This window comes from Gemmatimonas groenlandica (assembly GCF_013004105.1).
Lineage (GTDB): Bacteria > Gemmatimonadota > Gemmatimonadetes > Gemmatimonadales > Gemmatimonadaceae > Gemmatimonas > Gemmatimonas groenlandica.
In genome coordinates this window covers 225,421-251,034 of sequence record NZ_CP053085.1, presented here as the reverse complement: position 1 = coordinate 251,034, position 25,614 = coordinate 225,421, and the positions used below count along the sequence as shown (strand labels likewise).

The window sequence follows — 25,614 nt, the reverse complement described above, 5'->3', positions numbered from 1 at the left end:
ATCACGCATCGACATGATGTCTTTATGATGCTTTCTCCATCTGATCGCATCCACGCGCCGGTCGTGTTGCTGGTGAATCCTGCCGCGGGACGCGGCCGCGCCGGACGTGTGGCGCAAGCGGCCAGTGAGGCGCTACGTGCGGCCGATCTTGCGGTGGACGTGCACGAAACTCGCGAGCGTGGCGACGAAGCGCGCATTGCGGCGGAGGCCAGCGCCACCGGCGCGCGCGCACTCGCCGTGGTCGGCGGTGACGGCGCCATCAGTCATGCCGTGCGCGGTCTGCTCGACGGCGAAGCCGGTGGTGGCGCGCGAGTGCCGATGGCCATCTTCGCCGCTGGTACCGGCAACGATTTCGCGAAGTCGCTCGTGGTGCCGGTGCACCACGTGGCGCGCATGGCGAGGCACATCGCCGCCGGAAACACCCACGTGGTCGACGTCGGATTCGTGGACGACGTGCCGTTCGTGAATGCCGCCGGTTTTGGATTCGACGTGGAAGTCCTCGAGCACATGCGCACACCGGGCGTGCTACGCGGCACGGCGGCGTATGTCAGCACCGCGCTCGGCGCATTGTTCGGCTATCGCGGATTCCGCGCCAACATGGCGAATGACTCCGCCATCATGAGCCGGAAGCTCATGACGGTCTTTGCCAACGGCCGCTGCTTCGGCGGCGCGTTTCGTATCGCGCCCGACGCGCGGCTCGATGACGGCGCGCTCGACTGCGTCACGATTCGCGATATCTCGCCGTGGGCGAGAGTGCCGTTGTTCGCCCGTGCGATGCGCGGCACGCACCTGACGTCGCCTCATGTGTCGTTCCATCGCGACCACCACTTTCACCTGCGGTTTGATACGCCGCCGATGTTCGAGACCGATGGCGAATTGCAGCAGGCCGCGACGTGCGATGTGTCCGTGAGCGTTCGCGCCGGCGCGCTGACGGTCATCGCGTAGCGCTTATAGCGTAGCGACGGACATACACGCAGAACACGCCGCCACCGGAATCCCGGTGACGGCGTGTGCGCGCCCCTCCACGAAGCACGTCCTGCAACTACTCCCTCACGGACCCGCTACGCTTCTTGATCTGATGACCAATGATGCCGCCCAACACGGCGCCGCCCAACGCGCCGATCGCTCCACCCTTCACCTTGTCACGCGACGTAGCGACACCGATCGCCGCCCCCGTCGCCGCGCCGATGATGGCGCCCTTCTGTGTATTGGCCGGCTGCGTGCCCGACCGCGTTCCAGAACTGCCGGTCGAACCCCCGCCGCTCCCGGCGCTGCTCGTCCGTCGTACGGTGCTCTGCTGCGGCACATACACCACCCGAGTCTGCGGCTGCGGCGCCGGATAGCCCTGGGGATACGCCGCCGGCGGATAGCCCTGCGGGTACCCAGGCTGCGGATAGCCATACTGCGCTGGATACTGACCCGGATACTGCGGCGCGTACCCCTGCGGATATCCCAACTCGGCCGGACTCGCAAACTGACCGCGAGCGCCGGGCGCCTGCGCGGCGGCGGCCAGGTCGGCCTTCAGCTGCTCGTCGAGGCGCGAATCGGCTCCGCCACACCCCGTCAGGACTCCAAAGGCCAAGGGGGCCAGCAGCAACGAGGCGTGACGGATGCGCGTACGGATTTGAGTCATGGATCCTCCTGAGATGATCGTGCTTGCACCACCATCACCAGGCAGGGGTCGTGCCACGCCGAATCGATCGATTTCCGGTCGAAATGGGCCGGAAACGTTAGTTTGGAGTAGTACGTTGTCCACAGGCGTGGTCAGCGACCCGTCTCCGTTCAGCGACACCCGCTCAATCCCCGTTCATACTCTTCCGGAGTTCTTGATGTCCATTCGCTCACGTGCCGCACGTTTCGTTGCGGTGCTCGCCGTCGCCGCAATCGCTCCGTCCATCGCTGGCGCGCAGGCCGCGCCCGCGCCGACGCCGCTCAAGGTCGGCGAGATGGCACCTGATTTCACGGTGACGGTCGTCACGGCGGATGGCGTCGCCAAGAAGCCGTTCAAGCTTTCGGAGCACAAGGGCGAGACGGTCGTGCTGGCGTTCTTCCCGAAGGCGCGCACCAGCGGCTGCACGGTGCAGATGGAGTCGTATCGCGACAAGTACGCGCAGACATTCCAGGGCGGGAAGAAGGTCACGCTCGTAGGCGTCAGCATCGACAGCGACACCGCGCTCGTCTCGTGGGCCAAGGACGCGAAGTTCCAGTTCCATTTCGCCGCCGACACCGACCGCAAGGTTGGCGTGGCGTACGGTGCCAACGCGGGCACCGGCTACCACAAGCGCACGCTGTACGTGATCGATCCGTCGGGCAAGATCTCGTACGTGGCCGCGCCGTTTAACCAGATGGCGGCTGACGCCTACACCGACCTCGGTGCCGCGATTTCACACGCCGGCGGCTCGCACTAACCCGTTCGCACAGCGACGTCCGCCTGTGCGAACTACGATACTCCGTTCGTGAATACCTCGCAGCATCCCCGCGCCCTGCTCGCGGCACTCTATCGTGCCGCGGTGCAGGGCGCGGCGCCGTTTCCGCGGACACGTGACGCGGTGGGCGCCTGGTTCGACGCACGTTCCATGCTGTCCGCGCATGCGCCCGTCTACGTGATCGCTTTGGGAAAAGCCGCGCCGGCGATGATGGCCGGTGCCCTCGACGCGCTCGATCAACGCGGGCGCACGGTGCACGGTGGTCTCGTGGTCGCGGCGCACGAACCGAAGCGAGACGAGGTGGGCGGTGACTTGCCTGCCCGTATTCGGCTCATGGTCGGTGATCATCCGGTGCCCGGGCCTGCGTCGCTCGACGCCGCCGACGCGCTCGATGATCTCGCCCATAGCATCGACGACGGCAGCATCGTGCTCGTGCTGCTGTCGGGTGGCACCACCTCGCTCTGTGCGGCGCCGATCGCGACACTCTCGCAGGAGGTTGGTGATGCCGATCGCGCGCAGTCGCATCTGGCCACCCTCGCCGAAACACTGCTCGAGTCAGGGCTCGCCATTCACGAGATGAATGCGATCCGACGTCGCGTGCTGCGATGGGGCGCCGGTCGTCTCGCGGTCAGTCTCGTGCAGCATGGCGCGGAGCACGTGCCGGTGTTCGCGATCTCCGATGTGATCGGCGACGATCCGGCGGTGATCGGCTCGGGCCCCTGCACCGCCGATCCGCTCGACGACGCGACCTTCCTGGCTCTACTCGACGCGCACGACATGCGTTCGCGTGTCGAGCGCGTGATGGGCACGGTGCTGGGGCTCGAGGGTGCCAGCGATCCTCCGCGCGTTCCGAGTACCGACCATGCCGCGTTCGCGCGCGTGGGCTACACCCTGGTCGCGCGCAACGCCGATGCGGTGCAGGCGCTGGCGCATGAGGCGCGTGCCCTCGGCATCGCGCAGGTGGTGGTCCAGCAGATGCCGCTCGAGGGCGACGCCGCACAACTGGGCGATCAGCTCGCGCGGCTGGCGCTGCAGACAGCGCCCGAGGCGCACGGCGATACGCTGCTGGTGTGTGGCGGCGAGCCCGTTGTCAACTTGCGCGAGACGGCTGATCGGGCAATGTCGCGCAATGAAGACGAGTCGCTGGAGGTGCCGTGGTCGGACGAACCACTGCGCGGCGGTCGCATGCAGGTGCTCGCCCTGTCGGCCGCGCTGGCACTCGAGGAAGCGGCCGCCTGCGGTGACTCGCGCTCGTGGAAGATCAGCGTCTTGGCGGCGGGCACCGATGGGCGTGACGGTCCGACCGATGCCGCCGGCGCCATCGTGGATGCGGCAGTGCCGGCGCTGGCCCGCCGCGCGGGACGCGTACCCGAAGACGACCTCAGTACCGGCCGGTCGTGGTTTCCGCTCGATGCGGCCGAGGCGCTGCTGCGCCCCGGCCCGACTGGCACCAACGTCATGGACGTCGTCGCGCTGTATATCCGCGCCTGAATTGGCTTAACGCGGGTAACTCATCGCGAGCCCATCGCGACGAATGTTACTGACAGTCCGTGTTGTACGCGTCGCGCGTAAATCCGGCGTCCTGCGCGTCCTTCATCGACACGAAGCCGACTTTGTCGTCCGCCTTGATCAGCTTCACCGTGTGGCAGCTCTGCGGATAGAACTTCTTCGTCTTGAGCGAGCCCACGAATGGCGCCGTGCTCGCGTCGATCGCGTTGGCGATCGCCTTCTGTGAGGCACTGGGCACGCTGTTCTGCGTGCCTTCGGTTCGGGCGGCCGTCGCCGCGCCACCCGAGGCGCAGGCCGTGAACAGGAGTGATGCCGACGCGACGACGACCGCCGTCGTGACATGACGGAATGAACGCATAGGACCTCTGGGAAGTGGCGCGTGGAGAACGATGTTCTATTTACCTAACGCCGTTAAATCTTGACGGTAGCGTCGCATTGTCAAGGCCTCCCGGACGCGGTATCGTTGGCGATGCCCGCCAAACGTGCGCCTCGTCCCACTGCCAGACCCATCGCCGTCGAGTCGGTAGCGGCCGCCACGGTGCAGCTCGCTCGTGCGCCGGTTGCCAGCGCGCCGGTCGCGAACGCGCCGGTTGCGATCGCGCCGGTTGCGATCGCGCCGGTTGCCTCGACGCCGAATGCCGATAGCGGATCACCCGACGCGTATCGGCGGCGGCCTCGACAGTCGCGCGGACAAGCGCGGGTCGAACTCCTGCTCGACGCGGCGGCCGCCGTAATCGCGGAACAGGGACTGCACGCCGCGACCGCGGAAGCCATCGCCCTGCGCGCTCGTACCGCCAAGGGCTCGCTGTACCAGTTCTTCCCCAATCGCGATGCCGTGCTGGCGGCGCTCGCGCTGCGGTATGCCGACGAAATGCGCGCCATTCATGAGCGAGCATTCCCGATCGACCCGCACGGCCTGCCCCTCGATCGGCTCATCGACCGCATCGTGAAGCCGCTGGCCGAATTCCACGACACGCACCCCGCCTTCCGGCGCGTGTTCGCCACCGTGGAAGGCCCCGGCGACGACACCCGGTCGGCGCCGACGCGCCTACGCGCTCAGCTCTTCGATTCATTCGTCGACCGGCTCGATGTGCTGTTCGCCGCGCGCAATCCGAAGCTCGCGACCCGCGATCGACGCCGCGTGGCGCTTGTGGCCGCTTCGCTGGGACAGTCGTTGCTGGCCCGTCGCGGACGCGCCGTCGCCGCCGAGAAGAAGCCGTTGCTCGACGACCTGCGGCGCATTCTGCTGGCCTATCTCCAGCCCGTGCTCGAGCCACCCGCCGTCAAGACAAAGGGTGAGGCGAAGCCGGCACCGAAAAAACGGTGATCCCGCCACGTTGCCACTGGCCTCGGGATCGATGACTTTTCGTCATGGCCAACATCGTGAACATCGGTGTCATTCAGGACACCGCCTCGGATGATCTCGCCGCCAACGTGACGCGTGCGGTGGCGCGTGTGCGCGAAGCCGCCGCGCGCGGTGCGCAGATCATCTGCTTGCAAGAGCTCTTCAACGCGCCGTATTTCTGTAAGAGCGTGAAGCCCGAGCGGTTCGACATCGCCGAACCAGCCGACGGTCCAACGGTGCACACGTTTCAGGCGCTCGCCAAGGAACTCGACGTCGTCATCGTCGTGCCGTACTACGAGCGTGAGGCGGCGGGCCTCTATCGCAACTCGGCCACCGTGATCGATGCCGACGGCAGTGTGCTCGGCACGTATCGCAAGATGCACATTCCGCACGATCCGCTGTTCGAGGAGAAATATTACTTCGCGCCCGGCGACGTCACGGCGGATCTGCGGCACGATGCGCATCCGGGCATCAACGGCTTTCGCGTGTGGCATACCAAGTACGCGAACATCGGCGTCTTGATCTGCTGGGATCAGTGGTATCCGGAAGCGGCGCGCATCACGGCGTTGCTCGGAGCCCAGGTGCTGTTCTATCCCACGGCGATTGCGTGGCATCCGGGCGAGAAGGCGACGTTCGGCGACGCGCAGGTCGACGCGTGGCGCACCGCGCAGCGCGCGCATGCGATCGCCAACGGCGTGTTCGTCGCGTCGCCGAATCGCGTGGGCTTCGAGCCGGAGCCCGGCACCGATGGCCTCGAGTTCTTCGGACAGTCGTTCATCGCCGATCCGTTCGGACGCTATCTCGCACAGGCCGGTACCGAACCGGAGATTCTCGTTGCGGCATGTGACCTTGGCCTGATCGAAGAGACGCGTCGCAACTGGCCGTTCCTGCGGGATCGCCGCATCGATGCCTACGGTCCGATCACGCAGCGCTGGCTGGCCGGTCGTTGAGTCACCTCATCGACTTGTCAGCACTCGGTCCGGTGCGGATGCCTGCCGAATGGGAGCGTCACGACGCAACGTGGATCGGGTGGCCCACCCACGAACCCGACTGGCCCGGCAAGTTCGCGCCGATTCCCTGGGTGTACGCCGAGATCGTGCGGGCCCTCGCGCCGTTCGAGCGCGTGGAGATTCTCTGTCAGGATGACGCCGTGTGCGAGGACGCACGTGCCGCGCTCACGATGCACGGTGTGCACGCCGATCACTATCGACTGCACGTGCAGCCCACCGACCGGGTGTGGCTGCGCGACTCGGGGCCGACCGGCGTGCAGCGCGCCGACGGCAGCGTGGCGCTCGTGCACTGGGGCTTCGACGCGTGGAGCAAGTACGACAACTATGCGCTGGACGTGTATGTGCCGGAGGCGGTCTCGCGGGTGACGTCACTGCCGCGTGTGGAGGCGATGTGTCACGACAACGGGCAGCGCCTGATTCTCGAAGGCGGCGGCATCGAGACCGATGGACTCGGGACGATGCTGGTGACGGAAGAGTGGTTGTTGTCGGATGTGCAGGTGCGCAATCCGGGCTTCACGCGCGCCGACTACGAGCGCGCGTTTCATACGTACCTTGGCATCACGCACACCGTCTGGCTGGGCGAGGGATGCGTGGGCGACGACACGCATGGGCACGTGGACGACATCGCGCGCTTCGTGTCGCCGGGCGTCGTGGTGCTGGCGCACGAAGAGGATCCCGCCGACGAGAATCATGCGCGATCACTCGACAACCTGCACCGCTTGCAGCGCGCGCGCGATGCGCGCGGTGAACCGATCCGGGTGGTCACGCTGCCGTATCCGCGCGCGGTGATCATGGACGGTACGCGGCTGCCGGCGAGCTACGCGAACTTCTACATCGCCAACGGGGTGTGCATTGTACCCACGTTCAACGACCCGAACGATCGAGTTGCGTTGAACAGTCTTGCTGCGCTCCTGCCCGAGCATCGTATCGTGGGCATTCACGCGGTGGATCTGGTGTGGGGCCTCGGCACGCTGCATTGTCTCAGTCAGCAGCAGCCCGCTGCCGCTTCAGCGGAGGTGGCGTCATGAACGAGTTGCCGCGCTGGGCGCAAAAGCAGAATCAGGAGCGATCGCTCGAGCAGCCAAGCGATGCGGAGATGGAAGCGTTCATCGGTCCCAAGTGGGAGAAGGTGTATCGCCGCAAGTTGGCGCCGTTTCTCGACGACGCGTCGTTCGTGCCGACCTGGAACTGGAGCGCGGCAATCGCCTTTCCGCCGGCGTGGTTCCTGTACCGAAAGTTGTACTTGCCGTTCGCCTTTTTCTTCCTGATGCCGGGGATCGCGTTTCGTTTGTTGACCGGCACCGAGAAGCCGCTCACGATGGCGGCGATGCAGCAGCCGGAAAACGAGTGGCTGCTGATGATGAACGCGGCAGTGTTCGTCTCCACGATGTTGGCGTCTGGCGGGACGGCGAACTGGTTTCTCTACCGTCGGGCCCGAGCGGCAAACCGCTTGGTGGTGCAGCAGCAGTTGCCACAGGCTGAGTCGGAGCTGTTGCTTCGTCGGGTCGGTGGCGTAAACAGGATGGCGACCTCGTTGTTCGTGGCGCTGTCGATGATGCTTGCCGTAGCAACGATCGGGGGATGATCGGTGCACTGGGGTCGCGTTGGGTCGGAACCGGGGATTCTGGTGACGCGCATCGCGGCTGGGCTGTTGTTCATCGATGACTGACGCGGAGCTGGTTGTTCGGACCCGCGCAGGTGACCCCGACGCCTTTGGGACTTTGGTGTCGAGGTACTACGACGCGTGCTGGCGTTTCGCGTACCACATGCTGGGGGAGCGAGCGGATGCGGAGGACGTGGTGCAGGACTCCTTCTTACGCGCGTATCTCGCCATCGGTCGGTACGACGAGCGTGATCAGTTCCGCGGGTGGCTCTTTCGTATCCTGACCAACCAGTGCCGCAACGCCCTTACCTCCCGCGGTCGTCGCACGCGTCGGTTCGTGCAAGACGAGATCGCTCTTGAGACCGCGCCTGCCCCTCCACTCGGGCTCGCGACCGGCGTCGAAGACGCCGCGCTCGTGCATGCGCTCAGTCAGCTCGACCCGCTTCAGCGGGAGGCGCTGTTGCTCAAATACGCCGAAGGACTGGAGTACGGCGAGATGTCGGCGATGACCGGCGCCGGCGAATCGGCGCTCAAGATGCGCGTGAAGCGCGGCAGCGAGCGGCTGCGTGCGCTGCTCGGGAGGTCGCTTGAATAGCGATCGCCCACACAAACCGAACGAGCCTAACGATCTCGATCTCACCGGGTTCGTCGACGATCCGTTGCTCGTCGCGCGCGTTCGGGCGTCGTACGCTCAGCTGCCGGCCCCCGATGCCGCCCAGATTGCCCGCTGCACCACCTCGGTGCTCGCGGCGGCGATGCATGCGCCGGCCCGCCGGTTCGGCGGTGCATTACGCCCTCGCTGGTGGTGGGGCGCGGCAGCCGCGGCGGTCCTGGTGGTCAGTGTGCTGCGCCCCTGGCGGCCTGAGGTCGCCGTGCGGCATGCCGACAGCGCCTTTGCCGGGGCGTCAGGTGAGTCGCGAGCGGCGTCCGCCGTCGGCACGACCGCGGCCAGCGGCGACGCGATTCGATTCGACCTCACCCTGCCGAACGCCGCCCAGGAGGTCGCGCTCGTTGGCGACTTCAATGGCTGGGATGAACACGCCACGCCGATGCTCCGCCGCAGCAACGATGGCGCCTGGACGGCAAAGGTGCCTCTGCCGCCCGGCCGCCATGTGTACGCCTTCGTGATCGATGGTCGAACCTGGCTCGTCGATCCGCTCGCGCCACAGGTGCCCGACGAGGGGTATGGTCCGGCCAACGCGGTCGTCGTGGACGGTCCGCGATGAGGCCCCGCGCACGCACGACGCTCTGGCTCTCCCTGCAGCTGCTCTCCACGACGATAGCCTCGCCGGTGGCGGCCGCCACGCTGATCGCCACGAGCCGCACCGACTCCGTGCAATCGGCGGCCGCGCTCGTGGCATCGATCGACACGGTGTTCTTTCGGGATCCGCAGGGGCAGTTCGACGCCGCACGATTCGACACGCTCACCGCCAACGCCCTGCGCCTGCTGCTCGATGACGCCGCGGCGAAGGGGCTGCCCACGGCGCCGTTGATCAATCGCGCGTTGGAGGGCGCCGCCCGGCGGGTGGGCGGCCAACGCATTTTGCTGGTGGTGCGCGCCCATGCGGCCGCGCTCGCGGAGGCCAAGGACGCGCTGGGTGATGGAAGCACTGTCGCCGAGCTCGACGCTGGTGCGACCGCGCTCAGAGCTGGCATCGACGCCAGAACGCTGATGGTCCTGCGCAATACGCGCCCGGCCGGTACCGCAGTAACGGCGCTGGTGGTGCTGACCGATGTGGTCCGACGCGGCGTCCCTACTGCAACGGCGCGCGAGGCGGTATCGACCATCGCCCGGATGCCCAAGTCCGACGACGCACTGCTGGGCTTGCAATCCACGGTGGCAAAGAATTCGCAGCGTGGGCCCGGTATGGCTGTCGACGCGTTGAATCGCTATGTTCGAGGTACGGTCTCCGGTGCCGTGTCGCCGTCCACTCCCGCGACGAGCGACCGCAAGCCGGTCCGCCCTCCTGATTCGTGACGCCCGCTCGCCTCCTCCTCAGCGCGTCGCACCGTCGCTCCTTGCCGAGCCGCGGATGGGCCTTGCCGCGTGTGTTCGCGCCGCGTGCACTGGTGCCGTGCGCCTTGGCGAGCCTCACGTTCGCTCCGTCGCTTGCCGCGCAGGTTCGCGGCGACGCGCCTATCGCGCCGGCGGCTACGATTGGTCCGGTCACCGACGCCTCCACGCTGTCGGTACTTGGCATCGCGGCGCTCCCCGACGGCACGGGCAACGCGCTCACGCAACGCAACGACCTGTGGCTTGGCGCCACGCAGCCCCTCGGTCGCATCGGCCGCGTACGTCTTGCTGCGCTTGGCACGGGCAATTGGCGCGTGCCGCAAGGCGTGGGGACCGACGGCCAGCTCGAGGGCACGCTCGCGCTTCGCGCGCGGGCCCGCGTGGGCGAGCAGCGCGTGTGGAGTGCGATCAGCTATGGTCACGCGTCGGTGAACGGCGCCAGCCCCACGGCCGACATTCTGGGCAACGCGATGCCCCCCATATCGGCCGGTGGACTCGACCTGCGCGCGGCCGACACCACGGTCTCACGTCGCGTCGACGTCGGTGCCATCAGCCGCGCCGAGGCGGGCATGATGACGAATGTGGCGGGCATGGAGTTCTCGTTTGGTTTCTCCGTGGAACGTGCGACACGCACGACCACGCAGACGCTGACGATCGACGAGCCCGACGCGATCACGATGCCGACGGTCGGTGGATTCACGCGACTCGTGAGCAATCGCACCACGCGATCACTGCAGCGCCGCGACATTGCCACCGGCATCGCCTCGCTGGGCTTCAACACCGGGCCCACCACGTGGTTGGTGTCGGTGACCTCGCCGGTTGCCACCTGGATTTCCAGCGACGCGCTCGCGCCGAAACCCAGTATGCTGCCGACGGTCGCATCACTGGCGGTTGTGCAGCCGGTCACCGCGTGGCTGTCGTTGGTGGGCGCCGCGGCGACCAACGCCGCGACCGTTGGTGGCACGGCACTGCGCGATGATCTCGACAATCATCGTGCGCGTAGCTTTGCCCCGGTGCTCGCCATTGGCGTTCGCATTTCGCGCCTACCCTTCCGCGGCACCGATGGCACGCCGGGCGGTATTCTGGCCTTCGAAACGCGCACGCTCGGCGCCGTCGATTCGCTCGCGGTGGAACAGGGTGTGTCTGCGCCCGATGGCGACACGCTACGCGTGGTGTTGCTGATCGATGCGCCGCGCGCAGAATCGGTGGAGCTCATGGGTGATGCCACCGAGTGGACGGTCACGCAGATGCGTCGCGCCACGAACGGACGCTGGCGCGCCGAGCTCAAACTTGCGCCTGGCATGCATCGCATCACCGTGCGCGCCGATGGCGGCGCGTGGATCGCGCCGCCGGGTTTGCCGATGGGCAATGATGACTACGGCAGCCCGGTCGGGATGATCACGGTGCGCGGGAAGCGGCGGTGAGGGAAAGCGATTGGATTGGGCGGATTCAGGGTACAGTGGTCTGAATTCTGACGTCAGACTTTTTATAGTGTTCAGAATTCAGCAGCTACAGTCCACAGTCGCGAGGGTATTTGATGAAAAGCAACGGGCCCTGTCGAAGCGATCGACAGGGCCCGTTGTTGCTCCGAAGACGCTCAGAACTGTTCACTGTCGTTGCTGAACTCGGAGCACGATACGCGGTCAGACGCCAGAGCTCTGTGCACTGAGCACTGATCCGCGGAATCCGCTATTTCCCGCCCTTCACCCGAATCACCTGCGTCGTGCTGTCCGTGATTCCCGCCCCTGACACCATCAGCGTCAGCTGGTAATCACCCGCGGGCACCTGCGGAAAGTTGATGGTCAGGCTGCGTCCCGGCCCGCCGTCGGGGCGACCATTGTCGTTGTACTTGATCGACACCGGCGTAACGGATTTCGAGAGACCGAACGAACTGCCGAGTTTTTGCATGAAGCCCGCGCCTACGCGGGTGGCCCGCAGCGACACTTGCAGCGGCTGACCCGGCGACGCCTGGCGATACATCTCCCAGTAGATACCGATCGACGTGCCCCCTTCGATCTCGTTGCTGCCATACGCTTGCAGCGCGTTGCGATCGAGCATCGGTGTGGCCGACACATCGCCGCGCTGCAGCAGCAGGTATTCCGACAGGCGTGTACCAGCCGGCAACGGCTTGATCACCGTGCGCACGCGCGCGGCGCGCTTGCCGACCGGTGCCAGCACTTCGAGGCTGGCCAGCATCGGTGACGGTACCGGCAGCAGGAGGGCGCCGTTGGCTTGCGCGCTATCCCGCTTGGCCTGCAGCGGCTCGCGTCCATCGAATGCATCGAGCGTGAGCGCGGCGGTGTACGGAGCACGGCCCATCTCGAGCTCGCGCATCAAGCGGTATCCGCCAGCCACGATCGTGGTGTCACCGCGCAGGAATCGCGCAAACTGATTGGGCAAGGCGCCGAAGCCGGTGGCAAAGCGCGGCGCGTAGCGCATGCGCGCCTTCTGACGTCGCGGATTCCAGTCACCCGGCGTAGCGGAAAGCGGCGTGGCGATGGCCTCGGCGACCGGCATGAAATCATAGCTCGGCGTAGGCTCGTGTCCGATCACCGAGGGCGGACGCGGATCGGCCACGCCGCCGTTCTGCACAGACCACGCGGTCGGCCAACCGTAGCGCATTTGCGACTCGAGCAGATCGTCGCCCCACTGCAGGTCGTACGGAATGCGCGCCAACGAGTGCACGCGCGACATCGTGCGACGGGCGTACAGTTCGTTCTGAATGTCGTTGGCGGGAATCATCCACAACGGCTGGGCAAGTCGCAGGATGCGCACGTTTTCGGCGCCGCGGTTGGCGCACGGCGTCGCCTTGTACGCGGCATGCATGGAGGGATCCAGCCACCACGAGAGGTCGGTCCAGGTGCATTGCTGTGCGACCGGCATCGACGCGAGCGCGCGCGCAAACGCGGCCGTGGCGTCCTTGTGCTGATTCGCGTTGTGCAGCGCGAGTCCCTCGAGCGCCTCGCACCACCACAGCGTCCCCTTGCACGCACGCGCTGCGCTGATGGCCACGTCGCGCTGCTCCGACTCGATCGCGTAGCGCACACGCATGCCGTTTACCCAGTCATCCTTCGGGTCGGCGGCCTGTGCCTGTGCCAGCAACTCCAGCAACTGTTCGCGTTCGAGCTTCGCGTCATTGCGCTCGGCCGGCGGCGGGACGTCGCCGTTGTTGTTCCAATAGCAGATGCGCCCCAGCGGGACCTCGCACGACGCATCGGCACCGCCGTTGTAGAAGCGGAGCCCGGTGCGGTGGTTGCGCTCGAATCCGTCTTGCATGGTGCGCGCCTGTGAGCCGAGTGAGCTCATCGTGGCCGGATTGCCGCGCAAGGGATCGGCCGGAAGGCTCGCCATACCGCCGACGAGCGGAGGCCGCGTGGTATCAGTCGGCGGCTGCGTCGGCGGCGCCTGCGCCGACAACACGGGCAACCACGCCGCCGACAGAGTCGTGACGACAGCCAGCGCCCACGAGTGCCGCGCGGCGGACATCAACCGGCGGCGAGCGATCTGATTCACCAAGGGCCTGCTCCTGAGAGAAATCGACAGTGCGCCGCGCGACCGGTAGCGGTCGGCGCGGCGCCTCATCGACACGACATCGAGGCGCCCGAATCGATCGAGACGCGTCGTGCGAAGTTAACGCTCGGAGGAGCGCCCCGGGATTCAGAACGTCAACTTCACCCCGGCCGTGAGCGCCCAGTTGTGCGCGAGATTCCCCTCGGCACGGAAACCCACCGCATCCTCCGAATTGAATCGGCTCACCCAGTCCTTCGCCTGCACCCGGAGGGCAAAGCTTTCGGCGAGACCGATATCGAGACCTACCCCGCCGGTATACGCAATGTTCGAAGCGCGAACGTCGAACAGGGAGTTCTTGATGTCGTTGGTAAGTCCACCGATACCGACCTGCACGAATGGCGCGATGCCGACCTTTTTGCCGGGAAGACCGCCAAGCTCGAGGCCGGCGTCGTACAGCCACGTCTTCACCGTTCCCACGTTGACACCACCGAGCAGCGGCAACCCTATGCGCAAGTCGCCCGACGCGTAGGCCAGGTTACCGACGAGCGCGATGCCCTTGGTGAGCGGAATGCTGGCCTGTCCGCCAACCATCGGCGCGTTCGTGGTCGAGAGGCTCGTGCCGATCGGGCCGTCATACCAGTTGCCGGTAATCAAGTACCCGGCGTACGGCGTCACGCTGGCCCCAACGCCCGTCTGGGCCTTCGCGGTTGAGGCCACCAGAACCGTGGCCAACAAGGACGACGCAACGACGACGGCCAACGTGCGGGACGCCGAGGAAGGACGGGGAAGCGAATCGGTACGAGCCGCCGTGCGGACAGAATTCGACATAGCTGATCTCCAGAAGGTGACGTCCCCTCCAGGTGCACGTCGCGGACCGTTGCCCCCGCCCCGTGTGGCGGGCGACGGTGGCCGTGGTCAAGTCATTGGAGGAAAGAGACTTATCCGTCGCTCACCGCACGACCGCTCGCTCCGGAAGTGAAACGAGCGTCCCCAAAAGAGGACGCTCGTCTGTATCAACCGACCGACATCCGACCAGTCGCCTATTCGTCGTCCGGCGGCTGCGGCACCCCTCTCAGTTGCACGGCCTCAGACTTCGTGCGCGCGCGGATGTTGAGCATCTCCACGATGACGGAGAAGGCCATCGCCATGTAGGTGTACCCCTTTGAGATGTGCTGTCCCAGACCTTCGGCCACGAGGTTGGTGCCGATGAGCACGAGGAAGGACAGCGCCAGCATCTTCACGGTGGGGTGCTTGTCCACGAAGTCGCTGATGGGCGTGGCAGCGACGAGCATCACGCCGAGAGCGATCACGTTGGCCGCGATCATGATGATCACACTGTCGGCCATACCCACGGCCGTGATCACCGAGTCGAGTGAGAAAACGATATCGATGACGGCGATCTGCGCCACCGTCGCCCAGAGCGACCGCCCTCCCTTCGTGGTCGTCGTCGACTCCTCCGGCCCTTCGAGCTTGCTGTGGATCTCCAGCGTAGCCTTGCCGATCAGGAACAGGCCGCCGACGATGAGAATCAGATCGCGTCCAGAAACGGCGCGCCCGATGAGCGTGAACAGCGGCTCCGTGAGGCGCATGACCCAGGTGATCGACAGCAGCAGCGCCACGCGCGACAGAAAGGCGCCCATGAGGCCGAACCGGCGGGCCTTCGGCTGATCTGCCGGTGCGAGCTTCCCCGCCAGGATCGAAATGAAGATGATGTTGTCGATGCCGAGTACGACTTCGAGCACCGAAAGCGTCAGCAGGGAAATCCACGCCTGCGGATCAGAGAGCAAATCGATCATCGGGACAACTTAATTGGCTATCTTTGGTAAATGTCTGCCTTTTCGACCACTACCGCATCGCCTGACGCCGCGTCCCCCGACGCCTCTTCAACCGTTCGTCCAGCCGTCGTGCTCCTGTCAGGCGGTCTCGACTCCACGACGGTGCTGGCGGTGGCGCGCCGGGACGGGTTCACCCCGTACGCCATGACCTTCCGCTATGGTCAGCGCCATTCCCTGGAGATCGACGCCGCCCGCCGCGTTGCGGCCGCGCACGGCGTCGCCAAGCACGTGGTGGTGGACATCGACCTGCGGCAATGGGGCGGCTCGGCCCTGACCTCGGATGTCGAAGTCCCCAAGGACCGCGACGTCGAGCATCCGACCGACGAGATCCCGGTCACCTACGTGCCCGCGCGCAACACGATCTTTCTGTCGTTCGCGCTGGCTTGGGCGGAGACGCTCAACGCGCAGGCCATCTTCATCGGGGTGAATGCGCTCGACTATTCGGGCTACCCCGACTGTCGGCCCGAATACATCGCGGCGTTCGAGCACATGGCGAACCTGGCCACCCGTGCTGGCGTGGAGGGGACGCAGCGGCTTACGATCCATGCACCGCTGCAACACCTGAGCAAAGCAGACATTGTTCGGCTTGGCCGAGAGCTTGGCGTGGACTACTCGATCACCACGAGCTGTTACGACCCAGCCCCCGATGGAACGGCCTGCGGCCACTGCGATGCCTGCCAACTCCGGTTGCGCGGGTTCGCCGAGGCCGGATCGGCCGATCCGATCGCGTACGCGGCCGGAGCCTGAGCCATGACGTACACCGTTCGCGAGTGTTTCTACACGCTCCAGGGAGAAGGTGTGCAGGCCGGACGCGCGGCCGTCTTTTGCCGTTTCTCCGGGTGCAACCTGTGGACCGGGCGCGAAGCCGACCGCGCGACCGCCGTGTGCACCTTCTGTGACACGGACTTCGTGGGAGTCGGGCGCGACGGGGGCAAGTTCGCCACGGCGGCCGAATTGGCGGCCTTCGTGAAAAGCCGGTGGCCGGCCGACGCGCCGGCCAGCGTGCGGCCGTTCGTCGTCTGCACCGGCGGGGAGCCGTTACTGCAGCTGGACGACGCGGCGGTGGCGGCCTTGCATTCTGAGGGCTTCGAGATCGCCGTGGAGACCAACGGCACACAGAATCCACCGCAGGGGCTGGACTGGACCTGCGTGAGCCCCAAGGCCCAGGCGCCGCTCGTGCTGACCTCGGGCGATGAGCTGAAGCTGGTATACCCGCAGGCCACCGCCATGCCCGAACGCTTTGCTGGGCTCGCCTTCCGTCACTTCCTGCTGCAGCCCATGGATGGACCACAGGCCACCGAGAACACGGCCGCCGCCTTGGCCTACTGTCTCGCGCACCCCCAGTGGCGGCTCTCGGTGCAGACGCACAAGGCGCTCGGAATCCGGTAGCCAAGGAGCGGGAAAAGCCGGGGGCCGCGGATGTACAGAAAGTTGCCACCGGTGTGACGGTAGCCGGTAGCGTGACGGCCATGGCTGGGCTAGGTTCCTCGCTCCGGACCGAACTCGCCCCCCCCCGCGCATTGCGTATCGTGATCTCACTCTCGCGCCAACTGCTTTCGCTCAGCCTGTGTGGCGCGCTTGTCGCGCTGGCACCGCGCGTCGACGGTCAGACGGTCGAGAAGCTCGAGAGCCGGAAGCCGTTCGCGGCGTGGAGTGCATCGGCGCAGAATCTGCGCGACTCCATCGTGGCGAAGGCGCGCGGACAGATCGGCACCCGCTACAAGCTTGGCGGCACCAAGCCCAACCTCGCGCTCGACTGCAGCGGCCTCGTGAAGTACGTGATGGGCGCGCTCGACGTGATGCTTCCCCGCACGGCGCAGAAGCAAGCGACGATCGGTCAGGAAGTGCCGAAGGATCTCGCCGCGCTCAAGCCGGGCGATCTTCTCACCTTTGGTCGCGGCCAGCGGATTTCGCACATCGGCATCTACGTCGGTGAGGGCCGCATGGTGCACGCGAGCACGTCGAAGCGCCGAGTGATCGAATCCCGTCTCTCCGAGCGCTCGCCGCTCATTCGGCAGTGGCAGGGGGTGCGCCGCCTCGTCGGCGGGGCCGGCGCCAATGTGCGCGATTCACTGCTCGCCTTCGCCGACTCCATCAAGCCGTAACGCGCCGGCCTTGTTGCCAATCGATCGATTCGCCCCCAGCATAGGGGGCGTTTTTGTTTTCGAGCCGCCCCCGGGGAGGAATTCATGTCCGCACTGATCGCCCGCACCACCCGCGCCGTGTTGTTTGCCGCGCCCCTCTGTTTCGCCAGCGCATTGCCCGCACGCATTGCGGCACAGCCGTCGGCGACGATGTCGTTACCGAAGGATCGACTGACCATCGCCGATTACTTCAATTGGGAAGACGTCGCCGCACCGAGCATGTCACCGGACGGCCGTCAGATCATCTACAGGCGAACGTGGATCGATCAGCTGAACGACAAACGGGAATCGTCGGTGTGGATCATGAACGCCGACGGGACGAAGAACCGCTTCCTCGTGAAAGGCGCCGACGCCAAGTGGTCACCCGACGGGTCGCGGATCGCGTACGTCGCGCCCGGTGAACCCGGCGGTGCGCAGCTCTGGGTGCGCTACATGGACGCGGAAGGCGCGACCACGCAGATCACGCGCCTCACAGAGGCACCGGCCGATATCGAGTGGTCACCCGACGGCAAGACGCTCGCCTTCGGCATGTTGGTGCGCGGCACGGACACGTGGCGCATCGCGATGCCGACGCCACCGAAGGGCGCCAAGTGGACAGAGCCGCCGCGCGTGGTCACGAAGGTGAAGTATCGGGCCGATCGTCAGGGATTTCTCGAAGACGGATTGCGACAGCTGTTCACCGTGCCCGCCGACGGCGGCACACCGAGCCAGGTCACGAGCGGTGATTGGGCGGCCAACGGCACCACATGGATGCCCGACGGCAAGAGCTTCGTGTTCACCTCACTGCGCACGGCCGACGCCGAGTACGCTTGGCGTCAGAGTGACATCTACAAAGTGGATATCGCCACCGGTGTGGTGTCGGCACTCACCTCGCGCAATGGTCCGGACAACTCGCCGGTGCCGTCGCCCGATGGCCGCTTCATCGCGTACACCGGCTACGACAGCACCGATGCGACGTGGAAGGACGCCACGATGTACGTGATGGATGCCGACGGCAAGAACGCGCGCGCCCTCACGGAAAAACTGGATCGCTCGCCGAGCGGCATGATGTGGGCACCCGACGCGAGCGGCGTGTACTTCAACGTGGAGAACGAGGGATCGCGCAACCTGTACTTCGTGTCGCTCAAGGGCGACGTCCGGCAGGTCACCAAGGGTGCGCACGTGCTCACGGTGAGTGATATCAACAAGAACTTCATGGCGGTCGGCGTGGCCACGTCGCCCACCAAACCAAACGACATCGTGGCGTTCGATGTGCGCACGCCAGCGATCAAGCAGCTCACCGATGTGAACGGCGATGTGCTGGCTGGCAAGAAGCTGGCAAGTACCGAGGAGGTGTGGTACACATCGGTGGATGGACAGCGCATTCAGGGGTGGATCGTGAAGCCGGCCGACTTCGATGCGAAGAAGAAGTATCCGCTGATGCTCGAGATTCACGGCGGGCCGCACTCGATGTACAATGTGGGCTTCAATTTCTCACGCCAGGATCACGCGTCGAATGGCTTTGTGATGCTCTACACGAATCCGCGCGGCTCTACCGGCTACGGTTCGGCCTTCGGCAACGCGATCAAGAACGCGTATCCCGGCAAGGACTACAACGACCTCATGGCCGGCGTCGATACGGTGATCAACCGCGGCTTCGTGGACAGCAATCGCCTCTACGTGTTCGGCTGCTCGGGTGGCGGCGTGCTCACCGCGTGGACGGTCGGCCACACCGACCGATTCGCCGCGGCGGCATCGATGTGCCCCGTCATCAACTGGCTCAGTTTCGTCGGCACGACCGACGGCTCGAGCTGGTACTACAACTTCGCCAAGTATCCGTGGGATGATCCCAGCGAACATCTCAAGCGCTCGCCGCTGATGTACGTGGGCAGCGTGAAGACGCCGACGCTGCTCATGACCGGTGTGAACGATCTGCGCACGCCGATCAGTCAGACGGAGGAGTTCTACGAAGCGCTGAAGATCCGGAAGGTGCCGACGGCGATGATCCGCTTCAACAACGAGTGGCACGGTACCAGTTCCACGCCGTCGAACTTCGTGCGAACGCAGCTCTATCTGCGCAGCTGGTTCGACAAGTATCAGGCGCCGCCCAAGGGCCAGCGTGTCACGCAGGATCAGCAGTGAGTGGACGTGAGTGACCTGTTGTTTCGGGGGCGCGGCGCCGATGTCGGCGGCCGCGCCCCTGCGTGGTTGGTACGCAGTGCCGGCGCCGTACTGGGACTGGCGATCATGCAACTCGCGGCGGTGCTCGGCGTGTGGACTGCCGTCGGCGTATCATCGTTCACCGCGCGCCTCGTGTTGATGAGCGCCGGCGCGCTGCTGGCCACCTCGTCCCGCGGCGCCTGGCTCTGGCTGATCTCCGGGCTGCTGAGCACCGCGCTCATGCTGGTATCGTATACGCCACTGGTCGCGCCGCTGGTCGTGCCGTTCGTGCGTCGCGATGCGGTAACTCCGACCTCGCCCCCGGCCGACGCGGTCGTTGTGCTGTCAGGCGGCGTGACCTCCGAGGGGCGCGTGACCGGCGCCGCGCTCGAGCGCCTCATCAGCGGGTTCCAGCAGGCGCGCCGACTTGGCATACGCGTCGTGGCCTTGTCGGTGGTCGGCGATGACGCCGACCCGTCGGTGGAAAGTTCCGAGCGGGATCAGCGCGAACTGGCCCAACTCATGGCCCCCGATCTGGAGCTCCGCTTCGTGAAGAACGTGCACAGCACCCGCGACGAAGCGCTGGCCTTCGCGGCGATGGCGCGGACGCACGGATGGCGGCGCGTCGTGGTGGTCACGTCCCCGCTGCATTCGCGGCGAGCCTGTGCCGCCGTCGAACACGCCGGGCTGCCGGTGCGCTGCACGCCGGCCGCGTCCCGCGAGTACGCGCTCTCCCGCCTCGATCGCCCGGAAAACCGACGGCTGGCCTTCGCCGATGTGGTCTACGAGAGCGCCGCCACGCTGCTCTATGCGCTACGTGGCTGGACGCCGTGAGAAAGCAACCTTTCACGCCTTCGATTTATCGAATGCGTGATGCACGACACTTTCATGTGATGCTCGAGACCGGTACGTTTTGCAGGCTGTTCTCCCTCTCGCCACCAATTCCATGAGCTCTTTTTCATTCCGTAAGCGTGGAGCGTCCGCGCTTGCCGTTGTGCTCGCCTTCGCGTTGAGCGCCTGTACCGACACCGCCGCGCGGGCCCGTGCCGACTCGCTATCGGCCGCCCTGGCCAGTGCGAGCGCGGAACGCGACTCGCTGCAGGGGCTGATGCAGGGCACGAGCGCCGACAAGGATCGCGCGTTGGCGCAGGTCGTTGAAGCCTCGAAGTTCGCCGACGAAGTCGACGCGGAACTTCGCAAGGTGCGCGGCCTCTCGAGCAAGGTGGGCGTGACGAAGAGCGACGAGTCGGGCAAGACGGAAGCGGCCGCCGCGCAGAAAGACATCCTCGACCGCCTCACGCAGATGCGGCAGCGGTTGGCGGCTCGCCAGCGTCAGGTGGCGGCCCTGCTCGACACGATGAAGACGATGCGCACCGACTCCAGTGCGGCCGCTACGCTGCTGGCCGATCTGAACGCGCGTCTCGCGACGCGCGATAAGGAGATCGCGGTCTTCCAGGAAGAGGTTCGCGCGCTCCGCACGCAGAACGAACAGCTCACGGTCGAGAAGGCCGTTCTCACCGACACGGTGAAGGCGATGGACGTGCGCGAGAACAAGGTGTTCTACGTGGTCGGGTCTCGCCGTCAGCTCATCGCCGACAAGCTCGTCGCGGAAGAAGGCGGCTCTCGCGGGCTGCTCATCGTGAAGCTCGGCAAGACGCTGGTACCGGCACGTTCACTCGACGAGTCGCGCTTCACGCGGGCCGATCGTCGCGAAGTGCTTACCATCCCGCTGCCGCGCAGCGATCGCCCGTATCGCATCGTGTCGCGTCACGATGTGGGCCTGATCGAAGCGGCCAAGAAGGAGAAGGACGGCGCGTTCCGCGGTGAGAGCATCCGCATTACCGACCCGGTGAAGTTCTGGGCCGCCTCGCGCTACCTGATCATCGTCGAGAAGTAAGGACGGTCAGACGTGGGGAAGTTCACGCTCCCCCACGTCGCCGCCTTGACGATGCCAATCCAACTCTTCGGCTGACAGCGGCCGAATGGCCAGGTCGACGGCAAGCCACGTGGTCTTCGCGAACGGATAGCAGAACACGCAGCCGGACAGCATCAGAAACGCCGTGACATACGTGATCAGATCCCAGGGCGGATCAGGCCATGTGAAGTACACGAAGCCGCAGACGCAGAAGAACAGAATGAGTTCGACCGCAATCAGATTGAACAGATACGCGCCGACGAAGTAGTCCTTCTCGCCGCGCTCGAGACGGATGCCGCAGGTGGGGCAGCGTTCCTTGAGCTCGAAGAACGACGCGAAGATCTTGCGACCGCCACAGTGCGGGCAGCGCAGCTGCAGCGCACGGAACACCAGTTGTGTGATCGACGGCTTTTCAACAGAAAGCGTGCCGGCGTTCATCGCTGGGGAAGCGCGGCGAGAAACGCGCTGAGGTAGCCGCCCCACACTTTGGGCGCCGAGTGTGTGCCGTGTCCGCGCGTTTCCGGCGTGATCGGCAACAGAATGAACTTCGTGCGCGGCATCATCGCCGCATACCGCTCGGCTAGACCCAACTCGGGCGGATTCACCTGGTCGTCGGCCGAATTGATGAACAGCGCGGGCGCCGTGATGCGCTTCAGGTTCGGCGACGGATCGTAGTCGCGCGACGCGTCGAACTGATACAGAAAGTCGTTGGCGTCGGTGCTGGCCATGCGCGCATCGAGGTAGGCGCGAATCACGCTGTCGGCCTTATCGCGCGTGGGCGCCTGCGTTTGCTGCACGAGCGGAGCGCTGGACATGATGTACAGCATCATCTGCGCGGCGCGCAGTCCCGGCGGCGCACTGGTGTATTCGCCACCCTTCCAGGCCGGATCGTTGCGGATGGCGTCCATCGCCATCGTGCGGATCATGCGATTGCGACCGGCAATTTGCGCGGGCACGCAGGCGTACGGCGCGAGCCCGTCCATGAACTCCGGATACGTGTGTCCCCACACCCAGCCGTGCATGCATCCCATGGAGGTACCCATGATGAGCCGCAGGTGGTTCACCTTGAGGTGCTCGGTGAGCAACCGGTGCTGTGCGGTGACCATGTCGTCGTACGTGTACTTCGGGAAGCGGGCGTGCAGTCCATCGCTGGGCTTGCTGGAGCCGCCGTGACCGATGCCGTCGGGGAGCACGATGAAGTACTTGGCGCTGTCCAGCAGCTTGCCGGGCGCGAAGAGTTCGCCGGCGTAGCCGTTGGACAGGAAGCTTCGCCCTGCCCCGCCGGTACCGTGCAGGATCATCACGGCGTTCCGGACGACGCCGTTGGCGTCGCGCTGCGGGGTGCCGAGCGTGGTGTAGTGGAGGCGCAGCTCGGGGAGTCGTTCACCCGAGCGGAAGGTGAAATCCTTGACGACGAAGTCGCCCTGAGTGCCGGCGCGAGCCCAACCGGCGGCGGAAGTTGGCGTCTGGGCGTTGCCGACCGACGCCGTTATGGCCGAGCTCGCAACGGAGAGCGAACTGAGCAGGAGGCGAAGAAGCGATGCACGTGACATTCTGGAAGATAATGACTGTCAGCAACTTACGCTGGGTAGCGGGCTAAACGCCGTGTCAGTCGGCGCTTACCGAGCGCGACTGTGAACCGGATCTCACGGCGTAACGCTTGCTTAACACAGTTCTTCCTTTAGGTTCGCCAATCGTGGACGCTCGCAAGGTGTGCCCCCAGTGTGGGGAAGAGTATGACAGCTCGGTTGCCTTCTGCGCGAAGGACGGCACGGGGCTCGTGTCGCCCGCCGCCCAGGCGGACCTCGTCGGTCATGTGATCGGCGGGCGCTATCGTGTAGTCTCGCACTTGGGTGAAGGTGGCATGGGCACGGTGTACCTGGCCGAGCACGTGCGCATGAAGCGCAAGAGCGCGATCAAGATCATGCGTCCGGCGCTGGTGGGCGACGCCGAGGCGTTGCAGCGCTTCACCCGTGAAGCCGAGAACGCCAGCAAGATCTCGCACCCGAACGTGGCGTCCATCTTCGACTTCGGCGAGACGGACGAAGGGATGGTGTATCTCGCGATGGAGTTCGTGGACGGCGAAGCGCTTGCCGCCACCCTCAAGCGCGAAGTGGCGCTGCATCCCGTGGTCGCGGCCGACATCATCGGCCAAGCCGCCGACGCACTGCAGGCCGCGCACGACCTCGGCATTCTGCACCGCGACTTCAAGCCCGACAATCTGATGCTCACGAAGCGCTCCGACGGCACGTTCGTCGTGAAGCTCGTGGACTTCGGTATCGCACGCATGATGGAGAAGGGGGCCCAGCAAGTGACGCGCACCGGCTTCGCCGTCGGCACGCCGGAGTTCATGTCGCCGGAGCAGCTGTCTGGTGATGTACTCGATAGTCGGTCCGATCAGTATTCGCTGGCCCTGGTGGCGTTCATTGCGCTCACGGGGCACGATGCGTTCACGAACTCGTCCTCGAAGGAGTCGCTGATCGCGCGACTCACGAGCCGTCCGCGTCGACTCGACGAAGTCCGCAGTGATCTCGAGTGGCCGAACTCGCTGCAGGACGTCTTCGACAAGGCGTTGGCCCCTGATCCGGTCGATCGGTTCGCCAGCGTGTCCGATTTCGGCGTGACGCTGGGCAACGCGGTGATGGAGATGACGCCGTCACAGACGGCCGAGATCTATCGGCATGCGCTGGGGAATCGCATGCTGAGCGTGGCCTCGCGCACACCGAGTGACATCACTGGTGTGCGTACGCCGTCGTCGAGCGAAGCCACGGCCAAGGCGAAGAAGGCCAAGAAGGAGCCGAAGCGTCGCAACGATCCCGTGGCAGTGCGGCGTCGACAGTCGGTGGTGCCGTATATCGTGCTGTTCGGCATCGCGACCTGGGGCACGTGGTGGTACGGCTCCAAGCAGGAATCCGGGCTCGCCCGACAGGCCGCCGATAAGATCGGCATCTATGCCGGTGCCGCGCGTGACATGGTGAACGGCTACATCGAACGGGCGCCGGACAAGGCGCCTGAGGTGGTGCTGCCGGTGGAGCCGACACCCGCGCCTGTCGCGAAGAAGCCGAGTGCGCGTAAACGGAGCGCCGATACGACGACGAAGGCGAAGGCGGATTCAACCGCGTCGGCGGCGGCAGCCGCGCCGGAAACGACGAAGGTGAAGGCGGATAGTCTGCGGTAATTGAGAACTGCCAAAAGCTTAGGGGGCAGGGTGGAGAGTGTCAGGAGGGAGGATGCAGGAGACACCGCGGCGAATGCGCTGTCCTGCTGACTCCCTCCTGACACCCTCCCTCCTGCCCCCTAGGCATTTGGCAGTTCGCCCAGCTTAAAACCCGAAGCGAATTCCCAAGCTCACCGGCACGATCTGCAGCGAGGCACGATTGCACCCAACATCACCGATGCAATTCAGCTTCGGCGTGCCGTCAAAGACGTGGTGAAAACGCGATTCCACGAACGCCGCCATACCGCCCATGCCGAACTCGATGCCGGCGCCGCCGTTGAGACCGAACTTGGTCGTGTTCTCTTCATTGTTGTTCAGCAGCGAACCGCAGCCCGAGCCCGCGCACTTCGGGCTGTTGCGCACGTAGTAGCCACCGACGCCGCCGGTGAGGTACGGACGAACCGGTGAATTCTCGAGCGGAATGCCGAGCATCGCGTTGAGCGTGCCGGTGATCATGCTGTACTTGTTGGAAATGGTCACCTGCGTGGTGCTGCTGCCGGTGGTGACGAGATTGCGATCACCAAAACCGTGGTACATCACGTCGGCACGGATACCGAACGGGCCAACGCGACGACCGAAGTCAGCGAAACCACCGACGTGAAAACCAGCGGGCGCCACGTCGTTGTAATCACCGACGGGGAAGGTGGCACCACCGAGAATGCCGAATCCAACGGCCGGCGCCGGTGTGGTCGAGCTGGTCTGTGCCTGCACGGCGAACGGCATCGCGATGGCCACGAGGCCACAGAGTGCACGAGTCAGTTTCATGAATGTTCTCCTGTTGAGTTGGGATTGCATCCATGGGTTAGGGCACAACGCGTGCCGCGGGGGCGCGGCGTACGTGCTGAGGCGCACAACTGCCAACGGCTTAGGCAGCAGGAAGGAGGGTGTCAGGGAGGAGGAAGCGGGACGGCGCGACTGCGCGGTTTCCCTGCATCCTCCTTCCTGAC

26 protein-coding genes are annotated in these 25,614 nt (G+C 65.7%); 18 read left to right on the top strand and 8 right to left on the bottom strand.

The features are described from left to right. The first annotated feature begins 24 nt into the window (after positions 1-24). Positions 25-945: a diacylglycerol/lipid kinase family protein gene (locus HKW67_RS01055; protein ID WP_171223625.1), complete on the top strand. Its 921-nt coding sequence runs from the start codon at positions 25-27 to the stop codon at positions 943-945. Between the two features lie 97 nt (positions 946-1,042). Here the strand turns inward: HKW67_RS01055 and HKW67_RS01050 are convergent, their stop codons facing one another. Continuing rightward, on the bottom strand, positions 1,043-1,633 hold the full coding sequence (locus tag HKW67_RS01050; RefSeq protein WP_171223624.1) for a glycine zipper domain-containing protein: 591 nt from the start codon (positions 1,631-1,633) through the stop codon (positions 1,043-1,045). Between the two features lie 196 nt (positions 1,634-1,829). Between HKW67_RS01050 and HKW67_RS01045 the strand changes: the two genes are divergently transcribed. Together HKW67_RS01045 and HKW67_RS01040 are read left to right on the top strand one after the other, a co-directional pair. After that, on the top strand, positions 1,830-2,408 hold the full coding sequence (locus HKW67_RS01045; RefSeq protein ID WP_171223623.1) for a peroxiredoxin family protein: 579 nt from the start codon (positions 1,830-1,832) through the stop codon (positions 2,406-2,408). A 48-nt stretch (positions 2,409-2,456) separates the two neighbouring features. Further along, positions 2,457-3,917: a DUF4147 domain-containing protein gene (locus HKW67_RS01040; protein ID WP_171223622.1), complete on the top strand. Its 1,461-nt coding sequence runs from the start codon at positions 2,457-2,459 to the stop codon at positions 3,915-3,917. Between the two features lie 46 nt (positions 3,918-3,963). Here the strand turns inward: HKW67_RS01040 and HKW67_RS01035 are convergent, their stop codons facing one another. Next, the gene (locus tag HKW67_RS01035) at positions 3,964-4,293 is read right to left on the bottom strand and encodes a hypothetical protein (RefSeq protein WP_171223621.1); all 330 of its coding nucleotides are present in this window, start codon (positions 4,291-4,293) and stop codon (positions 3,964-3,966) included. 111 nt (positions 4,294-4,404) lie between these two features. Here HKW67_RS01035 and HKW67_RS01030 point away from each other — a divergent pair, with 111 nt between their 5' ends. The 8 genes from HKW67_RS01030 to HKW67_RS00995 all read left to right on the top strand — a co-directional run bounded on the left by HKW67_RS01030 (position 4,405) and on the right by HKW67_RS00995 (position 11,331). Continuing rightward, a complete protein-coding gene (locus HKW67_RS01030) occupies positions 4,405-5,262 on the top strand; it encodes a TetR/AcrR family transcriptional regulator (protein ID WP_171223620.1) in 858 nt (285 codons plus the stop codon). Between the two features lie 44 nt (positions 5,263-5,306). After that, entirely contained in the window at positions 5,307-6,230 is a 924-nt protein-coding gene (locus HKW67_RS01025; RefSeq protein WP_171223619.1) for a carbon-nitrogen hydrolase, read from the top strand. Between the two features lie 38 nt (positions 6,231-6,268). Continuing rightward, entirely contained in the window at positions 6,269-7,318 is a 1,050-nt protein-coding gene (locus tag HKW67_RS01020; protein WP_171227503.1) for an agmatine deiminase family protein, read from the top strand. Next, positions 7,315-7,875 carry a DUF2628 domain-containing protein gene (locus tag HKW67_RS01015; protein ID WP_171223618.1) on the top strand — a complete coding sequence of 187 codons (561 nt, stop codon included), beginning with the start codon at positions 7,315-7,317 and terminating at the stop codon, positions 7,873-7,875. Before HKW67_RS01020 ends, HKW67_RS01015 begins: the two co-directional genes overlap by 4 nt. 76 nt (positions 7,876-7,951) lie before the next feature. Then, complete coding sequence (locus HKW67_RS01010; RefSeq protein WP_171223617.1) at positions 7,952-8,488, top strand: RNA polymerase sigma factor; 537 nt, start codon at positions 7,952-7,954, stop codon at positions 8,486-8,488. Continuing rightward, positions 8,481-9,119 carry an isoamylase early set domain-containing protein gene (locus tag HKW67_RS01005; RefSeq protein WP_171223616.1) on the top strand — a complete coding sequence of 213 codons (639 nt, stop codon included), beginning with the start codon at positions 8,481-8,483 and terminating at the stop codon, positions 9,117-9,119. Before HKW67_RS01010 ends, HKW67_RS01005 begins: the two co-directional genes overlap by 8 nt. Then, positions 9,116-9,871 (top strand): hypothetical protein, encoded by a 756-nt coding sequence (locus HKW67_RS01000; protein ID WP_171223615.1) that lies wholly within the window; start codon positions 9,116-9,118, stop codon positions 9,869-9,871. The genes HKW67_RS01005 and HKW67_RS01000 overlap by 4 nt, the downstream gene beginning before the upstream one ends. Continuing rightward, a complete protein-coding gene (locus tag HKW67_RS00995; protein WP_171223614.1) occupies positions 9,868-11,331 on the top strand; it encodes a glycogen-binding domain-containing protein in 1,464 nt (487 codons plus the stop codon). The genes HKW67_RS01000 and HKW67_RS00995 overlap by 4 nt, the downstream gene beginning before the upstream one ends. Before the next feature lie 265 nt (positions 11,332-11,596). Here HKW67_RS00995 and HKW67_RS00990 read toward each other — a convergent pair whose 3' ends face one another. The 3 genes from HKW67_RS00990 to HKW67_RS00980 form a co-directional block, all read right to left on the bottom strand. Beyond that, positions 11,597-13,420, bottom strand: coding sequence for a hypothetical protein (locus HKW67_RS00990; RefSeq protein ID WP_171223613.1), 1,824 nt, complete (start codon positions 13,418-13,420; stop codon positions 11,597-11,599). A gap of 144 nt (positions 13,421-13,564) precedes the next feature. Next, positions 13,565-14,245 carry an outer membrane beta-barrel protein gene (locus HKW67_RS00985; RefSeq protein ID WP_171223612.1) on the bottom strand — a complete coding sequence of 227 codons (681 nt, stop codon included), beginning with the start codon at positions 14,243-14,245 and terminating at the stop codon, positions 13,565-13,567. Positions 14,246-14,457: 212 nt separating this feature from the next. Continuing rightward, the gene (locus HKW67_RS00980; RefSeq protein ID WP_171223611.1) at positions 14,458-15,213 is read right to left on the bottom strand and encodes a TerC family protein; all 756 of its coding nucleotides are present in this window, start codon (positions 15,211-15,213) and stop codon (positions 14,458-14,460) included. Between the two features lie 108 nt (positions 15,214-15,321). Between HKW67_RS00980 and queC the strand changes: the two genes are divergently transcribed. The 6 genes from queC to HKW67_RS00950 all read left to right on the top strand — a co-directional run bounded on the left by queC (position 15,322) and on the right by HKW67_RS00950 (position 21,432). After that, the gene (gene queC / locus HKW67_RS00975; protein ID WP_171223610.1) at positions 15,322-15,999 is read left to right on the top strand and encodes a 7-cyano-7-deazaguanine synthase QueC; all 678 of its coding nucleotides are present in this window, start codon (positions 15,322-15,324) and stop codon (positions 15,997-15,999) included. A gap of 3 nt (positions 16,000-16,002) precedes the next feature. Continuing rightward, positions 16,003-16,641: a 7-carboxy-7-deazaguanine synthase gene (queE, locus tag HKW67_RS00970; RefSeq protein ID WP_171223609.1), complete on the top strand. Its 639-nt coding sequence runs from the start codon at positions 16,003-16,005 to the stop codon at positions 16,639-16,641. Between the two features lie 140 nt (positions 16,642-16,781). Next, entirely contained in the window at positions 16,782-17,357 is a 576-nt protein-coding gene (locus tag HKW67_RS00965) for a C40 family peptidase (protein ID WP_171223608.1), read from the top strand. Between the two features lie 84 nt (positions 17,358-17,441). Then, entirely contained in the window at positions 17,442-19,517 is a 2,076-nt protein-coding gene (locus HKW67_RS00960) for an alpha/beta hydrolase family protein (protein WP_230981097.1), read from the top strand. Positions 19,518-19,523: 6 nt separating this feature from the next. After that, a complete protein-coding gene (locus HKW67_RS00955; RefSeq protein WP_171223607.1) occupies positions 19,524-20,369 on the top strand; it encodes a YdcF family protein in 846 nt (281 codons plus the stop codon). 112 nt (positions 20,370-20,481) lie between these two features. Next, a complete protein-coding gene (locus HKW67_RS00950) occupies positions 20,482-21,432 on the top strand; it encodes a Cbp1 family collagen-binding glycoprotein adhesin (protein WP_171223606.1) in 951 nt (316 codons plus the stop codon). 6 nt (positions 21,433-21,438) lie between these two features. On the opposite strand, the gene HKW67_RS00945 is transcribed toward HKW67_RS00950, so the two are convergent. Next, positions 21,439-21,888, bottom strand: a complete 450-nt coding sequence (locus tag HKW67_RS00945) for a DUF983 domain-containing protein (protein WP_171223605.1) — start codon at positions 21,886-21,888, stop codon at positions 21,439-21,441. Further along, positions 21,885-23,003, bottom strand: coding sequence for an alpha/beta fold hydrolase (locus tag HKW67_RS00940; protein ID WP_171223604.1), 1,119 nt, complete (start codon positions 23,001-23,003; stop codon positions 21,885-21,887). The genes HKW67_RS00945 and HKW67_RS00940 overlap by 4 nt, the downstream gene beginning before the upstream one ends. 143 nt (positions 23,004-23,146) lie before the next feature. Between HKW67_RS00940 and HKW67_RS00935 the strand changes: the two genes are divergently transcribed. Beyond that, positions 23,147-24,628 (top strand): serine/threonine-protein kinase, encoded by a 1,482-nt coding sequence (locus tag HKW67_RS00935; protein ID WP_171223603.1) that lies wholly within the window; start codon positions 23,147-23,149, stop codon positions 24,626-24,628. Positions 24,629-24,772: 144 nt separating this feature from the next. Here HKW67_RS00935 and HKW67_RS00930 read toward each other — a convergent pair whose 3' ends face one another. Then, positions 24,773-25,432, bottom strand: a complete 660-nt coding sequence (locus HKW67_RS00930; RefSeq protein WP_171223602.1) for an outer membrane protein — start codon at positions 25,430-25,432, stop codon at positions 24,773-24,775. Between the last annotated feature and the right edge of the window lie 182 nt (positions 25,433-25,614).